The 12534-nt window shown below is 71.1% G+C and carries 7 protein-coding genes; 1 reads left to right on the top strand and 6 read right to left on the bottom strand.

Features of this window, described 5'->3' with window-relative positions:
• Positions 1–16: 16 nt before the first annotated feature.
• Entirely contained in the window at positions 17–553 is a 537-nt protein-coding gene (locus ACZ4VL_RS33260; RefSeq protein ID WP_468207621.1) for a GNAT family N-acetyltransferase, read from the top strand.
• On the opposite strand, the gene pulA is transcribed toward ACZ4VL_RS33260, so the two are convergent.
• From pulA to ACZ4VL_RS33230, 6 genes are all read right to left on the bottom strand, one after another.
• Entirely contained in the window at positions 540–5879 is a 5340-nt protein-coding gene (gene pulA / locus ACZ4VL_RS33255; RefSeq protein ID WP_468207563.1) for a pullulanase-type alpha-1,6-glucosidase, read from the bottom strand. The two genes, ACZ4VL_RS33260 and pulA, sit on opposite strands and share 14 nt — an antisense overlap.
• A gap of 87 nt (positions 5880–5966) precedes the next feature.
• Positions 5967–7679 carry a carbohydrate-binding module family 20 domain-containing protein gene (locus ACZ4VL_RS33250; protein ID WP_468207560.1) on the bottom strand — a complete coding sequence of 571 codons (1713 nt, stop codon included), beginning with the start codon at positions 7677–7679 and terminating at the stop codon, positions 5967–5969.
• A 242-nt stretch (positions 7680–7921) separates the two neighbouring features.
• Positions 7922–8941, bottom strand: coding sequence for a LacI family DNA-binding transcriptional regulator (locus ACZ4VL_RS33245; protein ID WP_452940133.1), 1020 nt, complete (start codon positions 8939–8941; stop codon positions 7922–7924).
• On the bottom strand, positions 8929–10536 hold the full coding sequence (locus ACZ4VL_RS33240; protein WP_468207556.1) for a glycoside hydrolase family 13 protein: 1608 nt from the start codon (positions 10534–10536) through the stop codon (positions 8929–8931). Before ACZ4VL_RS33240 ends, ACZ4VL_RS33245 begins: the two co-directional genes overlap by 13 nt.
• A gap of 56 nt (positions 10537–10592) precedes the next feature.
• The gene (locus ACZ4VL_RS33235) at positions 10593–11471 is read right to left on the bottom strand and encodes a sugar ABC transporter permease (protein ID WP_385849442.1); all 879 of its coding nucleotides are present in this window, start codon (positions 11469–11471) and stop codon (positions 10593–10595) included.
• Positions 11465–12534: carbohydrate ABC transporter permease (locus ACZ4VL_RS33230; RefSeq protein ID WP_468207554.1), on the bottom strand; the 1070-nt coding region annotated here is incomplete at its 5' end. The genes ACZ4VL_RS33230 and ACZ4VL_RS33235, both read right to left, overlap by 7 nt.

The raw sequence follows: 12534 nt of genomic DNA, 5'->3' as shown, positions 1-12534 counted from the left end.
TGATAATACGCGCGTGATCATTGATGACGAAGGGATCCTGTTCCGGCGGGCCGTGGAGAAGGACGCCGCCGCGCTGGCAGCCTTGTTCGACCGGGCCGCGCAGTGGATGCAGAAGAACGGGATCGAGCAGTGGACGCCCGGGGACAAGGACGTCGCGCACTTCACGCAGCGGATGCGCGAGGGTGAGGTGTGGCTCGCGGGGGACGCCGGGGGGCGGATCACCGGGGCGTACGAGCTGTGGTGGTCGGACGAGGACGCCTGGGGCGTGCAGCCTCCGGTCGCCGGCTACGTGCACCGGCTGATGGTGGAACGCAGAACCGCGCCCGCGGGGACCGGCCGGCGGCTGCTCGAACACGCCGAGCGCCGGATCGCCGGTTCCGGTCTGCCGCGGGCGCGGCTGGACTGCGTCTCCACCAACCCCCGGCTGCTCGCGTACTACCAGGACGCGGGCTACCGGGTGGTCGGGGAGTTCCCCCGCAAGAAGGGCAGGGACGGCCGCGTCTACGGGGTGGTCCTGCTGGAGAAGCGGCTCGACCGGCTCAGCGTCGTGTGAAGACCGCGATCGTACGGCCGGGGATGCGGAACTCTCCCTTCTCCGCGTCGTACGAGGACTGCTTGACGACCGCGTCGGAGCCGGCGGCCTGCACGGGGTGCAGGGTGTAGCCGGTTCCGGCGAGGCCGGGGATCCGCTGTTCCTGGGCGTCGGGCGTGGCGTTGAACACGACCACCAGGTGGCCCAGCGCCATGGTGATCACTCCGGGGGTCTCGTCCTTCCCCGAGAGCGGGAAGGCGAGCGCGTCCTGTACCTGCGGGGCCGTGCCCAGTGCGAAGCCGGGTTCGGTGGTCCGGATCTTCAGCAGGTCCCGGTAGGCGGCCGAGGCGCCGGTGATCTCGGCGCAGCCCGGGGCGGGCCCGGTCAGCAGCGGCTTGGCGTAGGGCCACTTGGAGCGGTTGTCCGCGGCCGGCGGCAGGCCCCTGCCGAAGCCGTTGCCGTCGCGGCAGTCCCAGTGGATGGCGTTGAACCAGTCGCCGCTGTCGTAGGAGTTGCGGTCCAGGGACTTCGAACGGAGCAGGTCGGTCCCGGCCTGTGACAGTGCGGGCCCCTGGGAGAGCGCGGTGACGCCCATCGCCAGCACCTGCATCCGGGCCCGGTCGCCGGCCGGGCTGCCCTGGGGCAGCTTGTAGGCGAGGGCGTCGGCGAGCGTCTCGTTGTCGTGGGCGTCGGCGTAGGCGAGGGCGTCGCCGGGTGCGGCCGCGTATCCGGCCGGGGCGCCGTTGTAGTCCACCTGGGAGCCCTTGACGCGGCGTCCCGAGGTGTCGGTGAAGGTGTACGAGGCGAGGTTCCCGGACAGGCCGACCTTGATCAGGTCCTGGTCGTGCAGCAGGCGCGCCCGCTGCTCGGCGGCGGTCCCGTTGGCGGGCGACCCGTTCGGTGCCGTGAACAGCCCGGAGGCGAAGCCCTGGACGCGCGGGTCCTCGTCGAAGGGGCCTCCGCCCCTGACGGCGTCGCGGGCCCGGTCGGAGAAGGTGGCGATCCCGGTCCCGGCCATGTTCAGCTGCGTGGCCTGCACGAACCGCGCGTCGTTCGCGACCTCGCCGAAGTTCCAGCCCTCCCCGTACAGGATGATCTTCTTGCCGTCCACGCCGTCCTTCTCCACCGTGAGGGCGTCGAGGGCGTGCCGCACGGCGAGGATGTTGTCCTTCGGGTGGTGGCCCATCAGGTCGAAGCGGAAGCCGTCGACCTTGTACTCCTTGGCCCAGGTGACGATGGAGTCCACCACGAGGCGGCCCATCATGGCGTTCTCGGGGGCCGTGTTGGCGCAGCACGTCGACGTGGCGACGCTGCCGTCGGCCAGCAGTCGCTGGTAGTAGCCGGGGACGATCCGGTCCAGGACGGACTTGCCGTCCTGCCCGGCGGCCACGGTGTGGTTGTAGACGACGTCCATCACGGTCCGCATGCCGGCCCCGTTGAGTCCCTGCACCATCTTGCGGAACTCGACGGTCCGGGCCGTCCCGTTCGGGTCGCTCGCGTACGAGCCCTCGGGGACGGTGTAGTGCAGCGGGTCGTAGCCCCAGTTGTAGGAGTCCTTCGCGGCGGCCGCGGCGACGCAGGCCTGCTGCTGTTCGGAGTCGGGTGCGTAGACCTTGAGGTCGCAGGCGGGTTCGGTGCGGTCCTCCCGCTTCTCGGGGATGGTGCCGATGTCGAAGGCCGGCAGCAGGTGGACGTACGAGGTCCCGGCGGCCGCGAGGTCGCGCAGGTGCCGCATGCCGGCCGAGTCGCGGTCGGTGAAGGCCAGGTACTGGCCGGGGTGCTTGCTGGTGGGGTCGGCGACGGAGAAGTCCCGGACGTGGAGCTCCTGGATCTGCGCCGAGGTGAACGGCACCGCGGCGGGCTTGCGCAGCTGCCGCCAGCCGGGCGGGGCCAGCTTGGGGTCGGCGAGGTCGACCACCAGGCTCGACGTGGAGTCGACGGTCAGCGCGGTGGAGTACGGGTCGGTCACCACGTTGCGGACCATCTGCCGGGCTGCGGGCGCCCACACGGTCACGGCGTACCGGTACGGCTTCCCGGTCCAGGACCGCTCGCCCCGCGCCGACCAGACACCGGTGGTGTCGTCGCGCCGCATGGGCAGGACGCGGCCGTCCAGTTCGAGCTCGACCTTGCGGGCGGTCGGCGCCCACACCGACAGCGAGGGCCGGCCGTCCTTGAAAACGGGTCCGAGCGCGGCCTGCGTGGCGTACAGGTCGTCGAGGACCCCGGCGAGCTGCACACCGGTGGCGGCCAGCACGGCCCCGTTGGCGGCTCGGGCGGAGGCGACGACCTGACCCCGCAGCGCGTCCCGTACCCGTCCCCGGTCCCGGGCGTCGACGCTGAACGCGGCCTGGGCGGCGAGGTGCGGGAACTTCTGCTTCTGCGCGTCGGTGAGCTTGGTCGAGGTCAGCCGCAGCCACTGCGCCGCCCCGGTCAGCGTGCCGTTCTCGGCCTTGACCGTCCCGTCCCCGGATGCGAGCAGCTGCACGGAGGCGGCCCCTGCCGGGGCGTTCCAGACGACGGTGTCCCGGTCGATCCAGACGGCCTGCGCCTTGCCGAGGTCGATCCCGGCGGCCGCGCCCGCGGGCTGCGGCAGCAGGTAGGCGGGCTGTCCGCCGAGCATCCACACCTCGTGCCCCGACCCCTTCAGGTCGAGCGACTGGTCCGAGGGGAGGTCCTTGTCGTCCCCCCGGTGGACGATGTAGCTGAGGGAACCGGCCCCCGCGGCGAGCGGCACCTCGAAGACGGCGCCGTAGGCGTCGAACCGGGCGGGCGCCAGCGGCTTGGCCCAGTCGGTCGGGTTCGCGGCCCCGGTCCACACGTGCAGGCCCCAGCCGTCGTAGGCGCCGTCGGCCCGCTTGTAGTGCAGTACGGCCTTGCCCTGGTCCTGCGGCGGTTGGGCGGGCCGCTCGGTCTGCGCGGCCTCCTTGCCCTGTTCCACCCAGACCTCGCCGGTGCGCGTCACGTCCAGTGTGCGGTCGGCGGCGACGTCCTTGTTCCCGTCCTTGTCGATCACGAGGTACCCGACGGAGGATGCGCCGGGCTTGAGCTTGACCCAGGCGAAGGCGCCGTACGCGTCACGACCGACGAAGTCGTGCCCGGCGGGCCAGGGCGTGGTCTCTCCGTCGGCGATGTCACCCCAGGCGTACAGCCGCCAGTTGGCGTAGTCGCCGTCGGGGCGCCGGTAGTGGACGACGGCGTAGTCGCGCTGCGTGGCGGTGGGGACGCCCACGGGCGGGAGCTGTCCGGCCACGGTGTCGCCGAGGGCGCTCGCGGTGCGTCGGGCGGAGTCGACGGCCACGGCCTTGTACCGCAGCGGGGTGCCGACCGGGGCGTTCACGTACTGGGTGACCTGGTACGGGGCGTGGTCGGCGGAGCCGAGCACCTGCCACGGGCCGTTGCCGACCTGGGCGGCGAACACGACGCGGTTGAGCCCGCCGCCGCTGACGTCCGCGGAGACCTGGACGGTCCCGGCGGCGCCCGCAGCGGGTGCCTTCAGCGTCACGGCGGGCTTGGAGGCGGCGACGGCCAGCGGCTCGACGCCCCGCAGCACGACGGACCCGAGGGCGGGCACGACCACCGTCAGCTTGCCGGCGGCGGAGGCGCGGACGAGCGCGGTGCCGCCGTACAGGGTGCGGTACTGGGCGCCGGCGGGGGCGTTGATCTCGACGGTCCGCGACTCGGTGCCGTTGTTGGCGGCGACGAGGTACTCGGTCCGGGTGCGGGCGTCGGTCCGGGCGAAGGCGTAGACCGAACCGTCCGCCAGCCGCTCGCTCTGGATGCCGTCGCGCAGCGCCGGGTGTTCCCGGGTCAGCTTGGACAGTGCGGCGATCTGCCGGTAGAGCGGGTGCTGCTGGTCGTACGCGTCACTGGCGTGCGTCCGCGTGGTCCCGAGCTGGTCGTCGTCGAGGTAGTCGGCGATCTTCGTGGCGAAGAGGGGTTGCCGGGCGTCCTTGTCGCCGCCCGCACCGGTGAATCCCTGCTCGTCACCGGAGTAGACGACGGGGTTGCCGCGGGAGAAGAACATCAGCTCGTTGGCGAGCCGGTACCGGTCCAGGAGTTCCTGCTCGCTCGCGCCGGGCCGGTCCTGCTTGAGGAAGGTGCCGAACCGCCCCGTGTCGTGGTTGCCGAGGAACGTGACCTGCTCGTAGGCGTTGGCCTTGTCCGTGGTGTACCGGTAGTCCTCGGCGAGGACTCCCGCCAGCCGGCCGGCTGCCGCGCCCTGGGAGGCGTACGCGCGGATGGCGTCCTGCATCGGGAAGTCGAGGGTGGCGTCCAGCCGGCCCCGCGTCACGTAGGGCGAGGTGACGGCCGTGTCGGCCGAGTACACCTCTCCGAACATGAAGAAGTCCTTGCGCCCCTGCTCGGCGGCGTACTTGTCCAGGGCGGTGGCCCACTGCGTCCAGAACTCGGTGTTGACGTGCTTGACGGTGTCGATGCGGAACCCGTCGACGCCGAAGTCCTTGACCCACTTCTCGTAGATCTTCTCCATGCCGCTGACGACCTCGGGCCGCTCGGTCCACAGGTCGTCGAGCCCGAAGAAGTCGCCCTGCTCCGAGGACTCGCCGGCGAAGGTGGAGTCGCCCCGGTTGTGGTACATGGCGGGGTCGTTGAGCCACGCCGGCACCTTGAGGTTCTTCTTCTCCTCGGGCACGAAGGGCGTGCGGGGGAAGGACGGGGTTCCGGTGGCGGGGAACGGGCGCTTGCCGTCCGCGTAGTCGGCGTCGTCGAAGGGGACGCCGTCCTTCGTCAGGTACGGGAAGGCCCCCTTCGACAGGTAGCCGTAGGACTGTTCCCGGTAGTCGACGACGTCGGCCGTGTGGTTGGTGATGACGTCGAAGAAGACCTTCATGCCCTTCTGGTGGGCCTTCTCCACCAGCTTCGACAGGTCGGCGTTGCTCCCGAAGTGCGGGTCCACCTGCGTGAAGTCGGTGATCCAGTAGCCGTGGTAGCCGGCCGAGACGTCGTCGCCCTTGCCCTGCACCGGCTGGTTCTTGAAGATCGGCGCCATCCAGATGGCGGTGGTGCCCAGCCCCTTGATGTAGTCGAGCCGGTCCGTCAGGCCCTTGAGGTCACCCCCCTGGTAGAACCCCTTGTCCGTCGGGTCCAGGCCGGTCTGCAGCCGGCCGCCGCTGAGGCCTCCCGTGTCGTTGCGCGGGTCGCCGTTGGCGAACCGGTCCGGGAGGACGAAGTAGAACTGCTCCCGCGTGAGGTCGTGCCGCGCGGGCTCGGCGGCCAGTCTGGAATCCGACGGCGGGCCCGGGGGTCTTGCGGCGGCCGCGGCGGGGAGGGCGGGCAGGAGCGTCACGGCCAGTGCGGCGGCGAGGACTCCTGCGGCAGGGCGTATCAAGGCGGCTCTCCTTGGTTACGTGAAGAGGGCCGCCCGGCGGTGGCGGGGTCCCTTACTGGGTGCCGGGCGGCCCTGGTCTGTGGGGCGTCAGTTGCGCCAGGTGTCGTTGAGAACGACCTTGTTGCTCGCCGGAACGGTGGCGGTGCGGTTGGCACCGCTCTCCCAGGTGACGTTCCCGGCGGCGTCCTTGCGGACGTACTTGTAGGAGAACGCCGTTCCGGGCGGAAGGGTCACGTCGAGCTTCCACACCGGGTACGCGGAGGGGTCGAGCTTCAGGGCACCGGCCGGGTTCCAGTTCCCCAGTTCGACGCGGTCCCCGGTGACGTAGACGTCCTGTCCGGGCACGGTGGTGGCGTTCACGCCGAACGAGGCACCGGCCGGGGTGCTCCCCGTGCTCCCGCAGTTCCGCGCGCCCACGTGGACGGCGAGCGCCGCGTTGCTCCCGATGGTGGCGGTGAGCGTGCCGTCCGCCCCGACGGAAACGGTCCTTGCGTTCTGCACGTCGCAGTAGTCGCCCGCCGGCAGCGAGGTCTGGAAGGTCCGTGTCAGAGCGGTGCCCTCGTGGTTGATGGCCACGAACGCCTTGCTGCCCCGGCCGAACGCGATCTGGTCGTTGCCGTTGTCCCACCAGTTGGTCACGGCCTGCCCGCGCGCCGCGTTCCGGAAGCCGACCATGGAGGAGATCTCCGGCCACGCGTGCTGGCACTTCCACCCGTCGCGGTAGCACGCGGTGACCTGTCCGCCGTTCGGCGGCCCGGCGTCCTTGTCGGTCCACTCGTACCCGGAGTGCACGTCCGGCGACCCGTACGGCCAGGCCAGCATGAACACGCTGGCCAGCGTGTAGTCGGCGCCGTTCTTGTAGTTCAGCGTGTCGCCCACGCGCTCGGTGTCGTGGTTGTCCACGAAGACGCCGGCGCTGCCGGAGGCCATGTAGCCCCAGCCCTCGCCGAAGTTCTTCAGGTAGGCGAGCCTTTCGTCCTGGAAGACCCGCTTCAGGTCCCGCGCGTAGCGGAACTCCTGGACGTCGCCGTTGCCCAGGTACTCGCTCGGCGACACCGCCTCGCCGGCCCCGTGGATGGCCTCCTGCTTCCAGTAGGCGCCCGGATTCGTCAGCCGTGACTTGATGTTGGCGAGGTCGGCGGCCGGCATGTGCTTGGCGGCGTCGATGCGGAACCCGTCGACGCCCAACGACAGCAGGTCGTTGAGGTAGGCGGCGATCCGCCCCCGCACGTAGTCCTCGCCCGTGTCCAGGTCGGCGAGGTGCACCAACTCGCAGTTCTGGACGTTGCCGCGGTCCTGGTAGTTGGTGATCTCGGCCCGGCAGTCGTCCATGTCGGCGCCGGAGTACGTCCCCGGGTACGCGTACTTCGTATACGCGCTGCCCCCGGTCCCGACGCCGTCACCGGCGGCCATGTGGTTGATGACGGAGTCGGCGACGACCTTCACCCCGGCCGCGTGGCAGGTGTCGACCATCGCCTTGAACGCGGCACGGTCCCCGAGCCGACCGGCGATCTTGTAGCTGACGGGCTGGTACGAGGTCCACCACTGCGGCCCCTGGATGTGCTCCTGCGGCGGCGACACCTGGACGTACCCGTATCCGGCGGGCCCCAGGGTCTCGGTGCACGCCCGGGCCACGGACTCGAACCGCCACTCGAACAGCACGGCCGTGACGTCCTTGCCGCCGGGCGCCGCGGCAACGGCCTGCGGGGCCTGCGCGGTCAGCGTGGCGGCGGCCAGCGCGGCGACGGCGAGGAGCCCGGCGGCGCTCGCTCTGGCAGGTCTGGCAGCTCTGACAGACATGTGGGGCCCTCCTGGCGGAAGAGGTGGGGGGATTGCAGTGACCGTAGGGGCCGACCCCAGACCGTTGCAAGACCTTGCGCAAGAGATTGCAGAATTGTTTCCTGGCGGCCATCTCCCCACCGGGCCCCGCACGTTGGCCGGCACCGGTGAAAGGACGATGGGCGGCCGGGACATCCCAGCCGCCCATCTACCCCCGACCAAGGGGAACTCGTGTTGTCTTCGGCGTTCTCGGCCGGACCGGGTCAGTCCCCGCGCGGCGCCGTTCCCGTGGACCCGCGAACCACCAGCTCCGGCTGGAACACGTACTCGGTGCGCTGCACCGGCGTACCGCCCACGGCCTCCAGCAGCGCCCCGACCGCAGCGGTCGCCATGGCGCGCACGGGCTGCCGCACCGTCGTCAGCGGCGGATCGGTGAACGCGATCAGCGGCGAGTCGTCGTACCCCACCACCGAGACGTCCTCGGGCACCCGCAGCCCGCGCTCCCGCACCGCCCGTATCACGCCGAGCGCCATCGGGTCGCTGCCGCAGACGATGCCGGTGCAGCCGCGGTCGAGCAGGGCGCCGCCCGCGGCGTGCCCGCCCTCGACGGTGAAGAGGGTGCGCTGGATGAGCCCGTCGGCCTCCGCCCCCGGCACCGCCGCGGTGAACCCCTGTTCCTTGCGGGCCGACGGAACGTACCGGGTCGGCCCGATGGCCAGCCCGATCTTCCGGTGCCCGAGGTCCTCCAGGTGCCGTACGGCCATTTCGGCGGCGGCCCGGTCGTCCGGGGATATGAAGGGTGCGTTCACGTGCTCGTTGAACCCGTTGATCATCACGAACGGCACGCCGCGCGAGCTGAGCCGCTGGTACCGGGCGGGATCGGCGAGCGCGTCCGCGTGCAGCCCGGACAGGAACACGATGCCGGTGACCCCGCGCTCCTCCAGCTGCTCGACGAGCTCGTCCTCCGTGGCCCCGCCGGGCGTCTGCGTGCAGAGCACCGGCGTGTACCCGTGCCCGGCCAGCGCCTGTTCGATGACCTGGGCGAAGGCCGGGAAGATCGGGTTGGTGAGCTCGGGTATGAGCAGCCCGACGAGCCCGTTGCTGCGCCTACGCAGCCGTACGGGCCGTTCGTAGCCGAGCAGGTCCATCGCGGCCAGCACCTTGTGCCGGGTGCCGGCCGCGACGCCCGCCTTGCCGTTGAGGACCCGGCTGACGGTCGCCTCGCTGACCTGGGCCTGCGCGGCGATGTCCGTCAGCCGGAGCGGGGAGGTCACCCCTGCCACCACACCGCCGTGTCGGCGGGCAGCACGCCCGGCTCGGTGAGCTCGCCGCTGGCGAGCAGGACCGTGCCCGGTGCGGGCAGCGCGACCGGCTCCGCGGTGGTGTTGGCGGTGCAGACGAACGCACCCCGCCGGAACGCCAGCACGCCCTCCGGTGCCGGGAGCCACTCCACCGCGTCGCCGGCGCCGAGGTCGGTGTTCTCCCGCCGGATCCGCAGCGCGCTGCGGTACAGCTCCAGCGTGGAGGCCGGGTCGCCGGTCTGCGCCTCGACGCTCAGCGCGGCCCATTCCGCGGGCTGCGGCAGCCAGCTCCCGCCGTTGCCGAAGCCGTACGGGGCTTCGGTGCCGCTCCACGGGATCGGCACGCGGCATCCGTCGCGCAGGCCGTCCTGCCCGTTCTCCTTGAAGAACGACGGGTCCTGGCGGACCTCGTCGGGCAGGTCGACGACCTCGGGCAGGCCGAGCTCCTCGCCCTGGTAGACGTACGCCGACCCGGGCAGGGCCAGCATGACCAGCGCGGCCGCGCGCGCCCGCCGCAGCCCCGCCTCCGCGTCGCCCTCGCCGAACCGGGTGGCGTGCCGGACGACGTCGTGGTTGGACAGCACCCAGGTGCTGGGGGCGCCGACGGGGCGCATCGCGTCGAGCGAGTCGTCGATGGTGGCGCGCAGGGCGTCCGCGTTCCAGTCGGTGGTCAGGTAGTGGAAGTTGAACGCCTGGTGCAGCTCGTCGTGGCGCACGTAGAGGGCGGTGCGGTCGGCGCTGGGGGTCCAGGCCTCGGCGACGCCGATGCGGTCCCCGGCGTACTCGTCGAGGACCTTGCGCCAGGCGCGGTAGATCTCGTGGACGCCGTCCTGGTCGAAGAAGGGCAGGACCTGGTTGCCGAGCAGTTTCAGCTGCTCGTCGCGGCCGAGGTCGGGCAGGCCGGGCGCCTTGACGAGGCCGTGCGCGACGTCGATGCGGAAGCCGTCGACGCCGAGGTCGAGCCAGAACCGGAGCACGGACCGGAACTCGTCCTGTACGGCCGGGTGGTCCCAGTTGAAGTCGGGCTGCTCGGGGGCGAAGAGGTGCAGGTACCACTCCCCGTCCGCGACCCGCGTCCAGGCCGGTCCGCCGAAGATGGACTCCCAGTCGTTCGGGGGCTCTTCGCCGTCCTCCCCGCGCCCGGGCCGGAAGTGGAAGCGCTCGCGCAGGGGCGTGCCGGGGCCTTCCCGCAGTGCCTGCTTGAACCATTCGTGCTGGTCGGAGCAGTGGTTGGGGACGAGGTCGACGATGATGCGCAGGCCCAGTTCGTGGGCTTCGCGGATCACGGCGTCGGCGTCGTGCAGGGTGCCGAACATGGGGTCGATGGCCCGGTAGTCGGCGACGTCGTAGCCGGCGTCGGCCTGCGGGGAGGCGTAGAACGGGCTGAGCCAGACGGCGTCGACGCCCAGCTCCTTGAGGTAGGGCAGTCTGCTGCGGATGCCTGCGAGGTCCCCCATGCCGTCTCCGTTGGAGTCGGCGAAGCTGCGCGGATAGACCTGGTAGATCACCGCTTCTCTCCACCAGCCGGGCGCAGTGCCGGTGGCGGTGGGGAGTGTTTCGGCGAGGTGCTGGGTCATGACGTCCTTGGTTGGGTTCGGGCCGGGGGTACGGATGGGCGGGCGGGCGCGGGTGGTCAGCCCTTGGTGGCGCCCGCCGTCATCCCGGCGACGAGGTGACGCTGGGCGAAGACGAAGAAGACGGCGGCGGGGATGGCGATGAGGACCGAGGCGGCCGTCATCGGCCCCCAGTTGGCGGTGTACTGCGTGACGAAGGTCTGCAGGCCGCCCGCGAGGGTGAGGTTCTCGTCACCGACCATGAACGCGGAGGCGTACGCGACCTCGCCCCAGGCGGTGATGAACGAGTAGAAGCCGGTGACGGCCAGGCCGGGCTTGGCCAGCGGCAGGATGAGGCGCCAGAAGGTGCCGAAGGGGTTGAGTCCGTCGACCCGGCCGGATTCGTCGATCTCGACCGGGATGGTGTCGAAGAAGCCCTTCATCATCCAGGCGCAGAACGGCACGGCGATGGTCAGGTAGGTGATGATCAGCCCGACCGGCTGGTTGAGCAGCCCGAGCTGCCCCATCAGGTTGTAGAGCGGGACGATCAGGATGGCCATGGGGAACATCTGCGTGATCAGCAGGGTCCACATGAGCGGCTTCATGCCCGGGAACCTGAACCGGCTGACGGCGTACCCGGTGGTGGCGGCGATGAACACGCCGAGCACGGTCGTGATGCCGGCGACCAGCACGGAGTTGCCGAACCAGGTGAAGAAGGAGGTCTGCTCCACCAGGTAGCGGTAGTTCTCGAGGGTGGGTTCCTTGACGAAGTCGGTGGTGATGGCGTGCTTCGCGGGCTTGAGGGAGGTCAGGAGCACCCACAGCACGGGGAAGACGGCGATCACGGAGGCGACGACGAGGGTCGCGTGCAGCCCGACGGAGGCGAGCGGGGACCGCTTGCCGCGCTCGCGGACGCCGGCGGTTCGGTCGGTCGTGGAGGTGGCCACGGTCGTCACCACACCTCTCCCTGCTTGCGCAGCGCCCGTCGGTAGACCAGCGCGAAGATCATGAGGAGGGCGAGGATGAGCACGCCCCAGGTGGCGGAGCCGGCGAAGTCGCGCGGGCTCGCCACGAACGCCTGCCGGAAGGCCTGGGTGACCAGGATTTCGGTGGCGTCGCCCGGTCCGCCCCGCGTCAGCAGGAAGATCACCGGGAACATGTTGAAGGTCCAGATGGTGGAGAGCAGGATCACGGTCATGCTCACCGACCGCAGCCCGGGCAGGGTGATGTGCCGGAAGCGCTGCCAGGTGCTGGCGCCGTCCATCTCGGCGGCTTCGTAGAGCTCGCCGGGGATGGACTGGAGGCCGCCGAGGAGGGCGACCATCATGAAGGGGATGCCGAGCCACACGTTGACGGCGATGACGGAGACCTTGGCCCAGGTCGGGTCGTCGAGCCACGGGACGGCCGCGATGCCGCCGCCTTCGAGGAGCTTGTTGAGGATGCCGTTGTCGCGGTTGAAGAGGAACCGCCAGGCGAAGACCGAGACGAAGCCGGGAACGGCCCAGGGCAGGATGAGCGCCATCCGGTAGACGGCGCGGCCCTTGAACTCGCGGTTCAGCATGTTGGCCAGGGCCAGCCCCAGGGCGAAGGTGATGGACACGCACGCGACGGTCCACAGCACCGTCCACAGCAGCCGCTGCGTGAACACCGGGTCGGCGAGCACGGCCGTGTAGTTGTCGAGCCCGACGAACTCGTACGTGGCATCGATGTGATTGGCGCCGATCGTACGGGCGACATTGCGCTCGTTGGCGTTCGTCAGCGACAGGTAGACGCCGCGCACGAGCGGCCAGCCGATGATGACGCCGAGCACGATCACGACCGGGGCCACCATGGCCCAGGCGTACCAGTGCGTCGCGAAAGCACGCTTGAGCCCGCCGCGGTCCGCGGCGCGCTTCTTCGGGTTCGAGCCCTCAGCCGTGCGGCTCCGGGGGGGGGGGGGGGGGGGGGGGGGGGGGGGGGGGGGGGGGGGGGGGGGGGGAGGGGGGGGGGGGGGGGGGGGGGGGGGGGGGGTTTTCCCCCCGC

The sequence above is a fragment of the Streptomyces sp. NPDC029014 genome (assembly GCF_055564695.1).
This window is presented reverse-complemented; position numbering and strand designations above follow the sequence as displayed.